The sequence below is a fragment of the Paenibacillus sp. FSL W7-1279 genome, from assembly GCF_037969845.1.
Classification (GTDB): domain Bacteria; phylum Bacillota; class Bacilli; order Paenibacillales; family Paenibacillaceae; genus Paenibacillus_AQ.
Genome location: NZ_CP150215.1, coordinates 1,609,773 through 1,628,659 on the forward strand (window position 1 = coordinate 1,609,773; position 18,887 = coordinate 1,628,659).

Genomic DNA, 18,887 nt, shown 5'->3' on the forward strand with positions numbered 1-18,887 from the left:
ATGATAAAAAAGGAGGTTAGGAAATGAGGCGAAAGGGGTTCAGAACAGCGCTTGCCATGATCCTGCTCTGCGCGATGCTGGTTACGGGATGCACCGGCGGGGGCAAGGATGATTCAGGGACATTAAGCCCTGACAAACCGGTTACTTTTTCATGGCTGGTATACGACCGGGTGGAGGGCAAGGTTCGGGATGACTGGGAGATTTTCAAAGAGATTGAGGCCAAGACGGGCGTCAGTGTGAAGTTCCAAATCGTAAGCCAGGAAGGACTTGAGGAGAAAAGGCAGATCATGATTGCCACGAACACGGCCACGGATTTTATCCAGGTGCCGACGCAGGACGGCCGGGAGCACGGGCCGGAGAAGGTGTTCCTGAACCTTAATGATTACTTGGACCGGGCACCGAACCTGAAAGCCTTTTACGAAAAATATCCTGAGGCCAAGGCGCTGGCAACGGGCACGGACGGGGGCCTGTACACCGTACCTGTCCTGGAAGGGGATGCGGAAGGCAAGGGCTTCAACTTTATCTGGTATGCCCGCAAGGACATCATGGATCAGCATGGGATACAGGCACCGACCACGGTGGATGAATTTTATCAGTATCTGAAAACATTGAAGGAGAAGGTTCCGGATTCCTATCCGCTCATCTCGAACGCCATCGTTGGTGATACGGGGCTGTATACGACCTTCGGACGTATCTTCACCGGCATCAGCGGGTTCTACAACCTGGATCCGACCACGGATCAATACGCATTCGCGCCGTACCATGAGAATTATCAGGATATGCTGGTGTATCTGAATAAGCTGTATGCGGAAAAATTGCTGGATCCGGAATTCTCGCTGCTGACGCAAGCACAGTGGGAGGAGCGCATACTGACGGGCAAATCCTTGGTGACCTTTTTCTGGAAGGCTGATCTCGAGTCGCTTGTAGCGAAGGCGCGTGGGGCCGGTACGGCGGAGTATGAGCTGGACGCGATTCCTTCCTTTGCCGCCGAAGGGATCAAGAACTATCAGTTCTCCCGTCCGGTCGTTGGCACCGTCGGCCGAGCGATATCGGCCAAAGTGAAGGATAAGGAGCGCGCCGTCCAATTCCTCGATTATTTGGTGAGCGAAGAGGGAACGAATTATTTGTCCTTAGGCATTGAAGGCAAAACGTATACGATGGAGGACGGCAAAGCGGTATATAACAAGGAGTTCGGCGAATCTCCGTTTAATGCGCTGCGCAAGGACTGGGGCGTATGGTATGACCTGATCACGTTGAATAACGCCAAGTCGCGAGAAGTCTGGGAGCGTGGCTTAAGCGAGAAGAGCAAGGATATCAATGCAAGGTATGAGCAGTATATTGTCCCGGCACCAAAACAGATCGTCAAGACGGAAGAGGAGCTGGAGCTCGAGAAATCGAAGCTGAACAATCTGAACAAATTCCTTGAACAGAAGGTGACGGAATTTGTGACCGGTAAAACCCCGATTAACGACACCACCTATCAGCAGTTTATTGACCAGGCCAAGAAACTCGGCTCCGATGAACTCCTTACCATGTACAACACCGCCTATACTCGCACATACGGCGGCAAGTAATCCGCAAGTGGAATGGAGGAATCAGGCAATGGACGATAAGAAAATCATCGATGTCGACGTTCATAACGAACAGGACGACAGGGCGCTTCTGCCATATCTGCAGGAGCCCTGGCGCTCCCGGGTAGCGACATCCGGCATCGGTTATGCAGGCTCAGGGTACTACTCGCCGATCGGCGTGATGAAAAAAGACTCGATCCCTCCGGGTGGAGGCAAAGCCGGCTCCGATCCCGATTATATGATCAAGCAGCTGATCGAAGGCTACAATCTGGATTATGCCGTGCTGACGGGTGTCGTCTACAATATCTCTTCCACGCATGATCCGGATTACGCGGCCGCGATATGCTCGGCATATAACGATTATCTGATCGCCGAGTGGCTCGGCAAACATAAAGCATTCAAAGGCGCAATGGCGGTAGCCACCCAGGATCCGCTGCTGGCGGCACGCGAGATCGACCGGATCGGCGGTCATCCGGATATCGTGGAGGTGATGATCTCCAGCGCGGCGAGGTCGCCGCTGGGTCAGCGCCACTATCACCCGATCTACGAAGCGGCGGAGCGGAACGGCCTTCCGGTCGCGATCCACCCGGGAGCGGAAGGCGGCGGGAGCTCGACGGCTCCCACCGCTGCCGGCTACCCGACCCGCTACATTGAGTGGCATACCTGCCTCTCCCAGATGTTCATGGCACATCTGGTGAGCATGGTATGCGAGGGCGTGTTCGTAAAGTATCCGAACCTCAAGGTCGTTCTGGTTGAAGGCGGAGTGGCCTGGCTGCCGGGCCTGATGTGGCGGCTGGACAAAAACTACAAGGCGCTGCGCGCAACCGTGCCCTGGCTGACGAGAATGCCGAGCGAGTACATCCGGGATCACTGCTACTTATCGACGCAGCCGATTGAGGAGCCGGACAATCCGCAGCACCTCATCGATCTCTTCAACATGATTGATGCCGAGAACATGCTGCTCTATTCCAGCGACTACCCGCACTGGGACTTCGACTCGCCGAGCCACATTTTACGGGGGCTGAAGCCGGAGGCAAGGCGGAAGATTTTTTACGAGAATGCGAAGCAGCTGTACAGGTTGGATTGAGGGAATGAGTGAATGGATTAATGGATGAATGGATAAATGGATAAATGGATGAACGGATGAACGGTCCGTATGAAAGCTTGCTTGAACAATTGAAGCTGGGGTATGGGTAAAGCAAAGTCAGACCACAGACGGGTCAAAGACCAACGAAAGACGAGCCAAAGATGAGCCAAAGACCAACGAAAGGCAAACGAAAGATGAGCCAGAGAAAAACGAAAGATGAACCAAAGGCGAGAGAAAGTCGAAAACAAGGGCAAAACAAAGGCGAAAAGAAAAAGGCAAAAACAAAGTTGAACTAAATTCAAAGCAAAGTTGAACCAGAGGCGAAAGAAGAAGGTCGAAAACACAAAAACAAAGTTGAACCAAAGGCGAAAGAAGAAGGTCGAAAACACAAAAACAAAGTTGAACCAATGGCGAAAGAACAAGGTCGAAAACACTAAAACAAAGTTGAACCAAAGGCGAAAGAAGAAGGTCGAAAACACAAAAACAAAGTTGAACCAGAGGCGAAAGAAGAAGGTCGAAAACACAAAACAAAGTTGAACCAAAGGCGAAAGAAGAAGGTCGAAAACAAAGGCAAAAAAATAGTTGAACTAAAGTCAAAGCCAAACTCAAAGCAAACTCAAAGCCAAACCCTACAAAGCTGGGCTCATAGGCAAGGAGGTGGCATGTATGGCGGTACATTACGTGCTGGCGGAGGAGGACGTTCCGGAGGGCTGGCACGCGGTCGTGAACATAGAGGGACGCGAAATCGGCATCTATCGGGTCAACGGCGAGTACCATGCGATTCTGAACTACTGCCCGCATCAGGGGGCGCCAATCTGCGCAGGACTGGTCTCCGGTACGACGCTTCCTTCGGAAGTATACGACTACGAATACGGCCGGGCAGGCGAAATTGTCCGCTGTCCCTGGCATGGGTGGGAGTTCGACCTGCAGACCGGCAAGTCGCTGTTTAGCGACCGCATCCGGGTGAAGAAGTATAAGGTGGAGGTCCATGAGGGCAAGATCGGGGTGGTGATGGGGAGGAAGCAGGCGGGGAGTTGAAGAGGTGTAATTAATGGGATGTAATTAATGGGGCTGAAGGTACCAGTACTACCCATGGGGACTCAAGTTTCTTGTGTCAGCTTTTAACGGACCCTAGATCCGTTATTTAAGATCAAAACTCGATTATTTACAATGTACCGGACTCCAGATCCGTTATTGTGCGAATTATGGGTGCCAATATCAATAAAAACAGCAAATAAGATCCTCTGTGTCCGCTAAAGCTACCCAAAGGGCTATTTTGTACAAAATAAGGTATTCTGAGTCCGTTAGAAAGTCCTCACGACCATAGAGCAAGAGGACTTAGGGACATATTGAATGATATTTGTACATCGTGCGCACTGCTCCCTGTGCGCACGATGCGTGGTTCGGGGCATGCTTGGATGGCTGTCGACCATATGGCGATCATATTTTTTGGACGTCCGGTTCACAGTGAACTGCTGCTCATTGCACTGTTCGTCTAAGCGGGGTCATAGGCACGGTGCGTAGTCCGGTATCGGCTTGGATGGCTCTCGATTGAAAAAAGAGCGAGTATGGTGGAGTGAGTCCCTCATACTCGCTCTTTTGGTCAGGGCGATTTTAGAGAACGGGTTACTGTTGTTACTCAATCCCCCTCACACCACCTGCGACAACACCAAGCCCCCGTAAGCAAACGCGGCCAGGATCACCAGCGCCGGGTGGATCTTGCGGATGTTCATGGCCCAGAAGGCGACGGCGGCGATGCCGAGGGATTGCAGGAGGCCGATGGAGATGACGGAGCTTTGGCCGATCTGCCACGTCAGGGTCAGCATCATGATGGCGATGACCGGCTGGACCAGCAGGGTCATGCCTTTGACCACGGGCGACGTGCGGTATTTCTGCAGCATATTCAGCAGCCAGATGAGCGCTACCGCGGAAGGGATGACCGTCGCCGCGAGGGCGAGAGTCATGCCCATCCAGCCGGATACGCCATACCCGACAAAAGCGGCAATTTTGGTGGCGATCGGTCCGGGAAGAGCGTTGCCAAGGGCAAGCATGTTGGAGAATTCCGGGTCGGTCAGCCAGCCGTGATTCGTGACAATTTCCTTATACATGAGGGGGATCGAAGCGGGGCCGCCGCCATACCCGAGAACGTTGGAGACAAAAAAGCTGACCAGCAGCTGCAGCCATTCTTCCATCAGGCGGACCCCTCCTTATCCCGTCTTTGTTTTTTGAGTTTGGCTACGGTTCTAAAATGCACGGTGCCATAAGCAAGGAACAGCATAATGACGAGGGCCGGATGGAGCTGGAAACGCTCCAGCAGGAGAAACGACACCACGAAAAATCCGATCCCGGCGTAAATGCCAAGTCCCTTTAGGGCCTTCTCGCCGAATTCGTAAGCCATCGTGCCCAGCATGACGGCAATGACCGGCGTAACGCCGGCAATCATGCCCGCCACCACTTTGGAGCTGCTGAGGAATGTCACGGCCGACAGCAGCGCGATCATCGCAATGCTGGTTGGCAGGATATGCGCGAGAACGGCAGCTATAGCACCAAGCACCCCTTTTTTCCGGTAACCGAGATAGGCGGCCATCTTCGTGGCAATCGGGCCCGGGAGCGCGTTGGCCAGCGCGAGCACCTCCCCGAATTCATCGTCGCTGAGCCAGTGGTAACGAACGACGGCCTCGTGACGGATCAACGGAATAACCGAAGGTCCGCCGCCGTAGCCGAGTATGCCGGTTCGGAACATGCCGAACATTAATTCCATGTATGGGTTGCTAGTTTTATCAGGCAAGGTATGAGTCCTTTCTGTCGAGAGAGTTAGAGTCGGATGCCCATTCGGCTTTTATAGCGCTTGATCAAGATCTGCGTGTCCACACTCGTAATGCCCGGGAGCGGGTAAAGCTTCTCATTTAAAAACATTTCCATTTCCTTATGATCGGTAAAAAGTCCGTGCATATGCAGTTTACTTGGACCGGTCATATGATACAGGCTTGTTACATACGGCTCGTTCTCCAAAGTATCCGCCACCTGCTGCAAATATTTGGGCTCCACCTCCACATTAAAAAAAGCGGACACCGAAATTCCCACTTTCTCCGGATTAATGACGGCCGCGAAGCGCTCAATGACGCCTTCATCGAGCAGCGCATTGACCCTGGCCTGTACGGCAACGCGGGACAATCCGATCTCCTTGGCCAAATCCGTGTACGAGATTCGCCCGTTCTTGCCGAGGATCGCAATGATTTTGCGGTCCGTATCATCAATCATGAGAGATGAGTTCTCGCCGGCAGCGTGAATATTCATGGGTTGCAGCTCCTTTTGTTTACTTATATGTAGAATTTCCTCATGTAATTATTACAAAACGTAATTAATATTCAATGTACACTTACGATACGTTTAAATATATAAGCAAATTACGATGTTTTCAATATAATTTGCGAATATTGAAACTTTTTCTCGGCATTTCAAGTCTAAGGCTATGGGTAGTGCTGAAAGAGCTGACTGGTTAGCATCCAGGCTGGATTCTATTAAATGGTTCGTTTGATATAAATACCCTTTTCTATCAAATTATGATAGGATAAACATGGTAAATGACTAGCTTCTTAGAAGTTCTTATTTGGAAAGGCGGCATGTATATGAAGAGATTATTTTACCTCATTCTGGTTATTGTTATGCTCATTCCGGCGAGTTTGGTCTCGGCGGCAGGCACGGATGGTAAAGAGACTCAGAGCAAGGTCCAGGAGACTAATGATAAAGCGGGTACAAGCACTCAAGCCAAGTCGAAGAGTAAACCGATAGATCTTGTTTTTGTAGGTGATATTCTGTTAGACGGATACGTGGGGAACCAGATTGATAGATTCGGGAACCTATACCCGTTTAAGAAGGTGGCCCCCATCTTGAAAGAGGCGGATATGGCATTTGCCAACCTGGAGACGCCGGTCTCCATTCGCGGCAAGGCTGCGGATAAAACCTTTGCCTTCCGTTCGAAGCCGGACACGCTTAAGGGCTTGGTATACGCGGGAATCGACGGCGTAACGCTGGCGAACAACCACATTCTGGACTATGGCCAGCAGGCCATGCTGGACACGATTACCCATCTGAAGCGCCAGAAGATCGGATACACCGGAGCGGGGCGAAATATTGACGAGGCCTTCCAGCCTTACGTGAAGAGCATTGACGGAAAGAAAATTGCGGTGCTGGGCGTCAGCCGGGTGCTGTCAGACAATTCCTGGATCGCGGGCAAGAACCATCCGGGCGCTGCTTCCGCTTACACGATGGAGCCGATGCTGAACCATATCAAGAAATCGGCAAAAACAAATGATTACACAATCGTGTACATCCACTGGAACGAGGAATTCGCTGACTATCCGGAAGAATATGCGCGCACGATGGCGAAGAAGATGATCGACGCCGGTGCCGACATCATTATTGGATCGCACAGCCATACGTTGATGGGCATCGAATATTACAAGAACAAGCCGATTTATTATTCGCTCGGGAACTTCGTGTTCAACCGCTCGACTCGGGGCGGGGATAAAACCTTGCTGTCGATGATGGTGCATGTTGAGATTCAGGGCTCCAAGATCACGAGCCGGGTTACGCCGGTGAAGATTATTCAAGGCCAACCGAATCTGATGGACAAGAAGTACAACAAAGAGATTATCGCGAAACTGAACAAACTCTCCTACAATGCAAAGATTGATGCCAACGGCAACGTCAGCAAAAAATAATAGGAAATGTTAAAAACAACTGCGGCTATATGCTGCGGTTGTTTTTTGTGTGCGGTTGGAAGTTCATCTTAAAAATAAGTCGGAAACTGGCAGAAAGGCGTTTGTTTTTATTCCCCGCATTCGACAAAAAGCTCCGCTTACGTCATTCAGTCGCAAATTCCTGCTAAAAAATAAAATAAAATTTTACAAAATATATTGTAAATTGAAATAAAATTTCAATATGATGAAGAGAGAGAAGACGAGTTAATTTCGGTCGCCCGGAGCGGTAATTACGGATCGGCAGCATACTTTTTTGCAGCCCTTCCAGCTAATGACTGAATGTAAAGCCGATAGCGGCAGAGTTAACTTCGTCTTAACACAGATCGGAGGTGGAATTAACAAGCCAGCGTTATACTCCCGAGTAGGTCTTTCGTTCATGAGCGGACTTACAACCGAGAGGAACCAGAGTCCAAGCACAGAGAAGGAGGAATTCATGTACATGTTAAGGAGCAAAAAGAGAATATCAGCGCTGCTCAGCGGTGTGATGTTTCTATCGCTGCTGTTTCCCGCAGGACAAGCTGCTGCAAGCGACCCAGCGGCCGCCGCTACATCGGTCATTGATATGCGGCAGATGGAGATCGGGCCGGGGGCTACATATACTTGGGCGAATATGCAAAAGGGCAGCGGCGAGCAGAAGGTCCATATGGTGGAGTTCAACCCAACGCAGGGGAATCTGGAGCTTCAGCCGGGACTCACGGACGGCAAGGTATACGGCATGCAGGGAGTCAGCAAAATGGCGTCCGATGCCGACAAGGCAGGCAATCGCGTCATCGCGGCGGTAAACGGAGATTTCTATGATATGTCCACCGGCATTCCGCTCGGATTGTTCATGGGGGACGGGGAGCTGTTGACGGATCCGCCCAGCGGCCGGAACGCCTTTGGCATTAAGCAGGACGGAACGAGCCTGTACGGCAGTCCGAAATTAACGAAAAACGTGACGATAGGCGGAACGGTCAGCAGCCTCTCCTCCATTAACCGTCTAAGAGGGACGGACGCACTTGTCCTTTATACCGAAAAATTCAATGCCACCACGATGACCAATAATCTTGGCGACGAGGTCATTCTGGATATCGTAAGCGGCAGGGCCGCCAGCGGGGAGACCTTGACGATGAAGGTGGCTTCCGTTCTTAAGGACCAGGGGAACTCGCCGATTGGCCAAGGTCAAGTGGTTCTGTCCGCTTCGGGCTCGCAGCGGAACAAGCTTGCCGGGTTGAAGGCCGGGGATGAAGTGACGGCGAGTTTTCAGCTGGATAACGAATGGCGGGACGTCACGATGGCGATTGGCGGTACCGTGATGCTGGTCAAGGATGGCGTCGTGCAGCAGCATACCGATCCGGCTGTACACCCGAGAACGGTGGTGGGCAGCAAAGCGGACGGCTCCGTTGTGCTGTTCGAGGTTGATGGCCGCCAGCCGGGGTTCAGTGAAGGGCTTAATTACATCGAGCTTGGTGAAATGCTGAAGGAGCTTGGCGTAGTGAACGCACTGAATTTGGACGGAGGCGGTTCGGCCACCTTCGTTGCCCGCCTGCCGGGAGAAACGGAGCGCAAAGTGCTCAACTCGCCGTCGGACGGCGGGGAACGCAAAACGGCCAACGGCATTTTACTGGTGAACAAGGCGCCAGAAGGAGCAGCGAATAAACTTGTCGTTACACCGACGCTGGAAAGAGTGCTGACTGGTTCATCCGCTACCTTCAAAACGGCGGCCGTGGATCAGAATCTGCATCCGGCGAATATGACGGAGGCCGCGGTTTGGAGCGTTGACCCAGCCTATGGGACAATCGACGCCACCGGGACGTTTAAGGCAGGCAACCAACCTGGATTGACCGAGGTATCCGTACAATCCGGTAATCTGACGGGAAAAGCCGCATTGGAAGTTGTTGATGAGCTGAACGAGCTCAAGTTCTCGGACGCGGTGAAGACATTCTCTTCCGGCTCGACCGAGACGCTCAAGGTCACGGCGCTTCGCAATGGTCAAGTGGTACAGGCCGACAATAGCCGTTTAGAGTGGCGTTCTGAAGGCGATATCGGGACGATTGACGGCAACGGGACGTTTACCGCTACGGACAAGCAGGACGTCAGCGGCAAAATTTTCGTGAAGTACGGTCAAATCGAGACCTCAATCGAAGTGAACGTCGGTCTTCCGCCGGTCATGCTCGAAGATTTCGAGAACGGCCTTAGCCGTTATAAACCGAGCGCCGGTGCGCAGTTCAAATCGACCAAGGTATCCATTGAAACCGATGAAACCTACATTCGTTCGGGGAATGGAGCGTTGAAGCTGGAGTATGATTTTACCGGAATGACAGGCACCTCCGGCGCTTATCTGCAGACCAACGGAACGACAGACAATATTGAAATTCCGGGCTATCCGGAGAAAATCAGCATGTGGGTCTATGGGGACGGCAATGCGCACTGGCTCCGTGCCCAACTGCGTGACAGCAAGGGCGCGATCCCGCTCGATTTTACCGATCAGACAACCGGCGTCGATTTCAAGGGATGGAAGTATCTCGAAGCGTCCGTACCCAAAGGAAGAACCCTTCCGCTGGTGATGGATATGCCTGTTCGTTACATGGAAACCCAGGCTGCAAAAAAAGACGCTGGTGCCATCTACGTGGACGAAATTCGGGCATTGTACGGTCCGGCCAACGACGATATCGATCCGCCGGTTCTGAAGAAATTCTCGCCGGCCGACGGTGCGGAGATTACAGAGAACACGCCGACCATTACCGTGTATGCCGAAGATGCAGGCTATGATCCTGTCGCGCACCCGGGAACGACGCTGATCGATTCGGACAAAATCCGATTCTATCTGGATGGAAGTCTGGTGCAGCATACCCTTTATCCGCCGGAAGGAAGAATCCATTACACGCCGAATGTTCCACTCGCCGATGGCGTTCATCAGGCGAAAGTCACCGTCCGTGATCTGTCGGGCAACCAAACGACCCATGAATGGAACTTTACCGTAAATACCGGTGCAGCCAAAGTGGTATACAATACGCCGGATACGATCTATGTTGGCGGCAGTTACACGCTGGATATCGGAGGTGTGAAAACATCCCAAATCCGCAGCGGCCATGTCGATTTCCAATTCGATCCCACCAAAGTGGAGAATCTGGAGCTCATACCGGGGGATAAGCTGAGTGCATCCCAGGTTAGCGCAAGCATTGACGGTTCAACAGGAAAGGTGAGAGTGACTTGGAAGGATATTCATACCGCATCCCTGCAGGATACGGATTGGATCGGCCAAATCCGGTATGACGTGAAAAAGAACGCAACCGGCAGCAGCATCATTTCGCTTACGTCCGGGGCGGTATCCTTCATCGATACGGGCAATACTGAGTTCTCGTTCTACGGTCTTCCGATGGAATCGCAGATCGCCACGCATTATGCGCTGAGATGGAATGAGGAGGGAACGGTGCAGGGTTATGAAACCGAGTTTAAAGTGACCGATGCCCAAGGTCAGCCTGTGGAAGGCGTACAGATCTTAGCAGACGCGGCAGCGGTGGGCATAACGGATGCGGCGGGTATCCTGAAGACCGGGTCGCTGACGTCCCAGGTCAAGACGTATACCTTGCAGGCAGTGAAAGGAAATCAATATAGTCCGGCCTTGGAGTTTAAGGTATCGCCGCTGGCTGGAAGTCCTACTCCGTTCAACATCAGCGTGGGTATGGGCGAAGATCCAACCACGTCGCGGATGCTGAACTGGCACACGGACCCGGCGACGGAAGGGACTGTCGTGGAATTGGCCAAGCGGTCCGAATTTACGGATTTCGATGCGCCAAACGTCCAGAAGTTCAATGGTGCCAGCGAGCTGTACCATACCTTGGATCTCGGCACGGTCCGCGTCCATAAAGCGACGGCGGCCGGTCTTGAGCCAGGCACAGAGTATGTGTACCGTGTCGGTGACGGCCAAGGTCATTACAGTGCCCAAGGCTCGTTTAAAACGACGGAACTCGCGGGAGATACAACGAAATTCTTGTACTTTGCGGATTCCCAGGCATCCACCGCCAAAGAGTTCGAGCTGTGGGGGAATACGATCGACAAGGCGGCAGCCGAGCATCCGGACGCCGAATTCATGGTCCATGCCGGGGATATGGTGGACAAGGGCTTCCTGGAGGAGCAGTGGAACTATTGGTTCGATGAAGCCCAGAAGCATTTCCTGAATACAACGTTAGTGTCGGCCATCGGCAACCATGAAGTGATGGGGACCAAGGAAAACGGGGACTTCCTGGCTCACTTTAACCAACCTGGCAATGGCTTGGACAGCTTGAAGGGAACGAACTTCTCTTTTGATTACAAAGACGTTCATTTCATTATGCTGAACAGCGAGTATCAGCTGGAGGAGCAGAAGAAGTGGCTCCAGCAGGATCTGGCCAACAACACAAAGAAATGGACCGTTGCGATGTTCCATCGCGGGCCGTACGGCAGCATTTACGACTCCGCCGAGGTACGCAGCCTGTGGGCGCCGCTGCTGGAGGAATTCGGCGTGGATCTCGTGTTAAACGGACATGATCATATTTATATTCGTTCCTACCCGATGATGGATAACCAGATTGTTGCGGACGGCGAGGGCACGACCTACGTCGTGGCGGGGTCATCAGGTCCTAAATTTTACTCCCACACGGAGCGCGGCTGGCATGAGGTGGTCGACGAAGAGAAGACCCAGATGTACGCCTCCGTGGAAGTGAAGGGAGACGCGCTTCATTTTGTAACCAAAACGCTTGGCGGACGCGTCGTGGATGAGTTTACGCTGACGAAGCCGAATCCGGAACAGATTGTTGTAAAATCTGACGAGCTGACGCTCGCAGCTGGCGAAAGTCACGAATTGCAGGCTGCGGTGAAGCCGAGCCGAGCTGAACGAACCGTGGTATGGTCCGTATATCATTCCGAACCGTCGGATCATGTCGTCAGCGTCTCCGAGGACGGCATTGTGACGGCTCAAGGGCTGGGCCATGCGGTCGTAAGAGCGACCAGCACGGTGGCATCGGATGTCTATACAGACGTGAGCATTACGGTAGATCGAATTCCGAACGGCAGCATCGAATCGATACGCTTAAGCGGCAAATCCGAGCTGAAGATCGGGGACACGGATAAGACGGTTACGGAGGCGGTTTATACCGACGGCAGCCATATCCGTTTAATCGAAGGCATTACCTATGCGAGCAGTAAGACGGACGTAGCTTCCATTGATGAACAGGGCTCGGTACGGGCTTTGGCGGTAGGGGCGACCGTTATTTCGGCAACCTACGAAGGATTCAAATCGGAGTACGCTTTGAGAGTAGTCGCCCGTGGCGGGGGGAATCCTGATCCGGGACCGGAGCCGCCGGTAGACCCGCCCGTGCAGCCGCCGGTAACACCACCGGTTACGCCTCCAGTAACGCCGCCGGTAACACCGCCGGTAACGCCGCCTGTTAGACCACCGTCAGGCAGCATCACCCTATCGGCCAGCGAGCTTGCAGCTAAACTGTCGAACGGGCAAGTGATCTTGTCGGTGGACGGAAACTTTACGGATATCACGCTGCCAGGGAATGCAGCAGACATACTCAAGGATGGTTCAATCCGTCTCGAAGCGAAGAATTTGTCCCTAACGATACCGGCCGAAGTGCTTCGTCAGCTGGGCGGTCTTGCAAATGCTGGGCAGCTTGAGAATGGCGCGATAAAACTGAGTGCCTCCACGTTATCGGATGCGGAGATGAAGGAGCGAATCACGCAAGCTGCCCGCGTCTCCGGCGCTAAGCTGACAGCAGCCGGAGCCATGCTGGAGTTCCAGCTTCAATTAACGACAGCGGATGGCAAAGTTCACAGCTTAACGGAATTCGATCATCCGATCATGTTAGAACTGCCGTTAACTTCAGATGTTAATGGCAAAAGAATCTCCATGTACTATTTATCCGGCAGCGGAGAGCTGGAGTATATCGGCGGTGTAAACAAAGACGGCCGCATGGCCGCGGGAATCCGCCATTTCAGCGCTTATGGTTTGCTGGATTACGAGAAAACTTTTGCGGATGTTCCATCTTCGTTCTGGGCTGCGGAAGTTATCGGCGATTTGGCTGCGAAGCAGCTTATCGAAGGCGTCAGCGCGGACCGCTTCGCACCGGCCCAGCAAGTGACCCGGGCTGAATTTGCCGCGATGCTGGTTCGTCTGCTGGATCTTAAGGCAGAAGGACCTGCACCGTTTGCCGATGTGGATTCAAGCAAATGGTACGCCAAGGCCGTGTCAGCAGCTGCCCAGTCCGGCATCGTGAACGGAACCGGCAAAGACAGCTTTACGCCCGACGCACCGATCAAGCGCCAGGAAATGGCGGCGATGCTGGTGCGTGCTTATGCCCACGCGATGAAACTGCAGCAGGAGAGCATCAGCGCGGGAAGCGGATTTACCGATCTCGCCGAGTCCCCGGACTGGGTTCGGGAAGCGGTAGAAACCGCGCATGCCCTCGGTTTTGTTCAGGGCCATACGCCGAGCCGCTTTGAACCGGATGGCCTGACCACGCGTGCGGAAAGCGCGCAGGTCATTTATAATCTGCTGAATAAGCTGAAGTAAATTCTAGAAGGCAGAATACCGCTTCTCTTCTCCTGTAGACCATCACAGTGGAAGAGAGGCGGTTTCTTTTTTTAGACTAACCGCGGTCTACCTTCATGGCATATACGTCGAAAGACATTTTTCTTACAGGTTAAAGAATGGCGGAAGTTCCGATATAATGATTACATGGTCAATGAGTGAATGTAAATCGGAGTAATGGCTAATCTGGTAACCGGGAAGAGGGGAAGAGGGGAAGAGGATGACGGAATACGCGAACACGCCGAAGCCGCCGTATTATGCCTGCATTTTTGTGTCCAAGCGTACAGAGGGTGACCGGGGTTATGGGGCGATGGCCGATAAAATGGCAGAGCTCGCAGCGCAGCAGCCCGGCTATTTGGGGGTGGAGTCTGCTCGGGATGAGGGTCTCGGGATCACGGTATCGTACTGGGATTCCCTGGAGGCCATTCGTTTATGGAAGGAAAATGCCGCACATCAGGTAGCACAGGAACGGGGCAAGAACGAGTGGTATGAAAGCTTTGGCTTGCGAATTTGCAAGGTGGAGAGGGATAGCTTCTACAAGCTTTAGGCAAGGCCAATCAAGGAAGAGGATGGGGAGGAATAATGATGATGCAGAATCCGGGCAAGATCAGATGGGGAATTATGGGGACAGGCTGGATTGCGGAGCAGTTTGCAGCCGATCTGGCGTATGTGGAGAACGCTCAGTTTGTGGCCGTAGGCTCACGTACGGCGAGCAGTGCAGGTGAGTTTGCGTCCAAATATGATATACCGCGGGCTTATGGCAGTTACGAGGAACTCGTGAAGGATCCCGATATTGACGTTGTGTACATAGCGACTCCGCATCCGCTGCACCGGGATCATGCCTTAATGTGTCTTCAGGCCGGCAAAGCCGTCCTGTGCGAGAAACCCTTTACGATTAACGGGGATGAACTGGAGGAATTAGTGGCGGCTGCACGGGAGCAGAAGCTGTTCCTGATGGAGGCCATGTGGACGCGTTTCCTTACGCCGATCCGGCAGGTGCGCGAATGGCTGAACGATGGACTTATCGGCGACGTTCGGCTCGTGAAGGCCGATTTTGGTTTTCGGAGCGGCTGGAATCCGCAGGGCCGTTTGCTGAATTTGGAGCTTGGCGGCGGCGCGCTGCTGGATGCGGGTATTTATCCGGTATCGTTTGCATCCATGATTTTCGGAACCGAGCCGGAGAAGATATGGAGTACCGCGCATATCGGCGAAACGGGCGTCGATGAGCAGTTCTCGGTTATTCTATCTTATGAATCCGGGAAGACCGCTTCATTAAACGGGGCGATCCGCCTAGGATTGACGAATGAAGCTTATATTTATGGTACAAACGGGTATATTCACATTCCGTCCTTCCTGAATGCAACATCCGCTTCGCTTCATGTTGATGGCGAGGAACCGGTGGTTGTTACGGATGATCGTCAGGAAAAAGGGTATAGCTTCGAGGCTTACGAAGTGGGGCAGTGTCTGCTGGAAGGGCGGCTGGAGAGCGACGTGATGCCGCTTGATGAGTCGCTTGCGATTATGAGGCTGCTGGATCAGATCCGGGGGCAGTGGGGCCTGAAGTATCCTTCGGAAGGTTAAGCCGTGACGCTAATTATCGGACTTTTTGAATACGTGAACTGAATGAATTATGAAGCCGATACGGGGGATTGTCCCGTGTTGGCTTCTTTTTTGTGTTTGCTACGGCATGGGCAGCTTAAATTCCTGCCTGATTTATAAAATTATATTTTATTAAAACTATTGAAATTTGAAATAAAATTTCAATATGATAGAGATAGAGATGAACATGTATGTACAGACCATCACGAACATCTACTCCAGCAGATCGACAGGAGGTGAGCTGCAGCCGATTTCGCTTGGAATTGGACTTCAGTTTGGATAGCAAGCACTCATACTAAAGGGAGTGAATTCGTGAATGATAATCAAAAGGCGTGTCTATCGAAGTAAGTCGATCCTATCCGTGACGCTGGCGTTAGCCGTGATGTTCAGCTCGGCTGTTTCTGCTTGGGGTAATTCCGTTGATGAGTACGCAAGCACCGGAGTACCAGGGGCGGTCGTTATGGAAGATTTTGAATCGGTAACAAATTTGTTTGCATCCTCCGCAAGGGGAAAGGCCCAGCTGGATGTAGTGGGGAGGCCGGAGCCAATCTATTACGGACATCACGCTGCAGCTCTAACTTATGATTTTGTGGGCAGCGAATCCGGCACCTCGGCAGCATATCTCAACTTCAAAGACCCGGACGGTTCTACCGGCAGAAGCGTCCCCGGTTCACCGACTGCCCTCGGTTTATGGGTTTACGGCGATGGCGGGAACCATTGGCTCCGGGCCCAGCTTCAGGATTCCTCCGGCGGCAAGCATGCCGTGGATTTAACGTCTACCTCCGGTTTTAGCTGGAAGGGATGGAAATACGTCAAATTTAACGTTCCCTCTACCATCAAGGCTCCTCTCAAAGTGAATCAAATCTATATCACCGAATTAAAAGATACGAATAAAAACAAAGGCACCGTATACTTCGACAGGCTGTCCGCATTCTATACGGGTTCCCAGGTGTACGGGCTCGACATTGGCGGGCTGACGCCCATGGGCGTTGGAGAAACGGTGAAACCCCAAGTATATGCAACCTATGAAGGACAAACGGAACCTGCATTATTAACAACCGGCGTGAAACTCACCAGCAGTGACGACAACATCGCTACGGTGACAGGCGCTACATACGACACCATTGAAGCAATGGCGCCGGGAACGGTAACCATAACGGCTGAATACGGAGATGCGCCAAAATCTCAGTATGAGCTTCATATTACGCAGGATGTGCCAGCCCCTGGAGAATTGCTGTTATCCGGGCCGCTGCATATGGAGACCAGTCTTACCGGAAAAATGAGAACCAGCGTGGTTTACTCCGTCTACGGAAACCAGACGGATCCTGTATGGCTGACTGAAGGAATTAGTTATGCAAGCGATCAACCGGGCGTTGTATCGGTAGATCAAGCTGGTCAATTGACCGCAGTTTCTGCGGGAACGGCAGGCATTACAGCAATGTACCGCGGAGTAACCGCACAGCATGCCATTACGGTGACGGACCCGGTTCCGGTTCTGCAGAGCATCGAACTTCAAGGTCTTACAGCGGTTACGGTTGGAGACTCCTTCGAGACGGCGGTGTCCGCAACCTACTCCTGGATGGAGGAGCCGGTGATCATAACGGAAGGTGTTACGTTTACCAGCAGTAATCCGAGTGTAGCCGCTGTCGACGATAAAGGAGTGGTATCCGGCTTGAAAATAGGTTCCGCTAGAGTAACAGCCACATTCCAAGGAAAGACCAGCTCACTCTACATTACGGTGAATAAAGCCGCCGAGCATCCGAAAACCGAGATGAGAGCCGCCTGGATTGCAACCGTCGACAATATTGACTGGCCCGCCAAAGGAGTCACCGATCCGGATCAGCAGAAACAGCAGTTTATCAGCCTGCTTGATCAGCTGGAGGATGCGGGGATGAACGCGGTCATTATGCAGATCAAGCCGACGGCGGATGCATTCTACCCGTCCAACTACGGGCCATGGTCAGAATGGCTGACGGGAGTTCAGGGCAAGGATCCAGGGTACGATCCGCTGGCATTCCTGCTGGAGGAAGTCCACAAGCGGAACATGGAGTTTCATGCCTGGTTTAATCCATACCGCATCAGTCTTCAAGGAGATGTCAACAAACTTGTGGCAGACCACCCGGCCAGGCAGCATCCGGAGTGGGTCGAAGTTTATGGCGGCAAGCTGTATTTCAACCCGGGGATACCGGAGGCACAGCAGTTTATCATCGACGGGATTATGGAGGTCGTTCGGAATTACGACATCGACGCCGTGCATTTTGACGATTACTTCTACCCGTATCCCGTAACCGGCGTGGATTTCCCGGATACGGACACCTTTAACCAGTACAAAGGCTCTTTTACGAATAAGGGCGACTGGAGAAGAAATAACGTCAATCAATTCATTCAGAAGGTGAACGAAGCTATCAAGGCCGAGAAGAGCTACGTGAAATTCGGCATCAGCCCGTTTGGTATCTGGAAAAATAAATCCAGCGATCCGACCGGCTCTGAAACCAATGGTCTCGAGAGTTACAATGCCATCTATGCCGACTCGAAGAAATGGGTTGAAGAAGAGTGGATCGATTATATCACGCCTCAGATTTATTGGAATATCGGTTATTCCGCTGCCGCTTACGATAAGCTGATCGATTGGTGGAGCGCGATTGTGTCCGGCAGGAATGTTCATCTATACAGCGGACAAGCCGTATACAAAATCGGGTCGAATGCCGATTGGTCCAATCCCGAAGAGATGCCGAACCAGATCCATTACAACCGCAACTTTGAGGAAGTCCGGGGCAGCATGTACTTCAGTTCCAAATGGTTTAAGGATAATGCGCTCGGATTTACCGACAGACTGAAGAACGATCTGTATCGATATCCGGCATTGATTCCGGCGATGCCTTGGATCGATTCGGAAGCGCCGACAGCGCCCAAGAAGCCCAAGGCTGATCACGAGCAGGATGGTGTGAAGCTAAGCTGGAAGTCGACAGATGACGAGACGTATTATGCGGTCTATCGTTTTGATGGCAGAGGCTCCGGCAGTGTTCAAGATCCGTCGCATTTGTTAGGAACTCTCCGAAAAACCGCCGATAAGACGCAATTCTTTGTTGATCATACCGCAGCGGGGGGACAAACTTACACGTATGTTGTGACGGCTGTCGATCGTCTGCATAACGAGAGTGCCGCAAGCAAACCGGTCACGGTGAAAGTGAAACATCATGGTAAGCCTGGAAAGCCTCCGGTGAACCCACCGGGGAAACCGAACAAACCGTGAGTTTACATCCTTACTGGTTAACGGTTGGTTTACTTCCCTAAGTAAGAAGTCGCTTTAG

11 protein-coding genes are annotated in these 18,887 nt (G+C 52.4%); 8 read left to right on the forward strand and 3 right to left on the reverse strand.

The window, feature by feature from the left end:
* Positions 1-23 precede the first annotated feature (23 nt).
* The 3 genes from MKY82_RS06815 (at position 24) to MKY82_RS06825 (ending at position 3,696) form a co-directional block, all read left to right on the forward strand.
* Positions 24-1,574: an extracellular solute-binding protein gene (locus tag MKY82_RS06815; protein WP_220686285.1), complete on the forward strand. Its 1,551-nt coding sequence runs from the start codon at positions 24-26 to the stop codon at positions 1,572-1,574.
* Positions 1,575-1,602: 28 nt separating this feature from the next.
* A complete protein-coding gene (locus MKY82_RS06820; RefSeq protein WP_220686284.1) occupies positions 1,603-2,658 on the forward strand; it encodes an amidohydrolase family protein in 1,056 nt (351 codons plus the stop codon).
* Between the two features lie 666 nt (positions 2,659-3,324).
* Positions 3,325-3,696, forward strand: coding sequence for a Rieske (2Fe-2S) protein (locus tag MKY82_RS06825; protein WP_220687502.1), 372 nt, complete (start codon positions 3,325-3,327; stop codon positions 3,694-3,696).
* 611 nt (positions 3,697-4,307) lie between these two features.
* On the opposite strand, the gene MKY82_RS06830 is transcribed toward MKY82_RS06825, so the two are convergent.
* Genes MKY82_RS06830 through MKY82_RS06840 form a run of 3 tightly spaced genes read right to left on the reverse strand, consistent with a single transcriptional unit; the run spans position 4,308 to position 5,955 of the window.
* A complete protein-coding gene (locus tag MKY82_RS06830) occupies positions 4,308-4,850 on the reverse strand; it encodes a chromate transporter (RefSeq protein ID WP_339295787.1) in 543 nt (180 codons plus the stop codon).
* Positions 4,850-5,419 (reverse strand): chromate transporter, encoded by a 570-nt coding sequence (locus MKY82_RS06835; protein WP_339296645.1) that lies wholly within the window; start codon positions 5,417-5,419, stop codon positions 4,850-4,852. The genes MKY82_RS06830 and MKY82_RS06835 overlap by 1 nt, the downstream gene beginning before the upstream one ends.
* Before the next feature lie 53 nt (positions 5,420-5,472).
* Positions 5,473-5,955: an Lrp/AsnC family transcriptional regulator gene (locus tag MKY82_RS06840; RefSeq protein WP_194541309.1), complete on the reverse strand. Its 483-nt coding sequence runs from the start codon at positions 5,953-5,955 to the stop codon at positions 5,473-5,475.
* 332 nt (positions 5,956-6,287) lie between these two features.
* On the opposite strand from MKY82_RS06840, the gene MKY82_RS06845 reads away from it, so the two are divergent.
* The 5 genes from MKY82_RS06845 to MKY82_RS06865 all read left to right on the forward strand — a co-directional run bounded on the left by MKY82_RS06845 (position 6,288) and on the right by MKY82_RS06865 (position 18,829).
* Positions 6,288-7,382, forward strand: a complete 1,095-nt coding sequence (locus tag MKY82_RS06845) for a CapA family protein (protein WP_339295788.1) — start codon at positions 6,288-6,290, stop codon at positions 7,380-7,382.
* A 472-nt stretch (positions 7,383-7,854) separates the two neighbouring features.
* Complete coding sequence (locus MKY82_RS06850) at positions 7,855-13,959, forward strand: phosphodiester glycosidase family protein (RefSeq protein WP_339295789.1); 6,105 nt, start codon at positions 7,855-7,857, stop codon at positions 13,957-13,959.
* 238 nt (positions 13,960-14,197) lie between these two features.
* Complete coding sequence (locus tag MKY82_RS06855) at positions 14,198-14,524, forward strand: antibiotic biosynthesis monooxygenase (RefSeq protein ID WP_339222277.1); 327 nt, start codon at positions 14,198-14,200, stop codon at positions 14,522-14,524.
* A gap of 38 nt (positions 14,525-14,562) precedes the next feature.
* On the forward strand, positions 14,563-15,558 hold the full coding sequence (locus MKY82_RS06860; protein WP_220686281.1) for a Gfo/Idh/MocA family oxidoreductase: 996 nt from the start codon (positions 14,563-14,565) through the stop codon (positions 15,556-15,558).
* Positions 15,559-15,892: 334 nt separating this feature from the next.
* Complete coding sequence (locus MKY82_RS06865; protein WP_339222280.1) at positions 15,893-18,829, forward strand: family 10 glycosylhydrolase; 2,937 nt, start codon at positions 15,893-15,895, stop codon at positions 18,827-18,829.
* Positions 18,830-18,887: the final 58 nt, after the last annotated feature.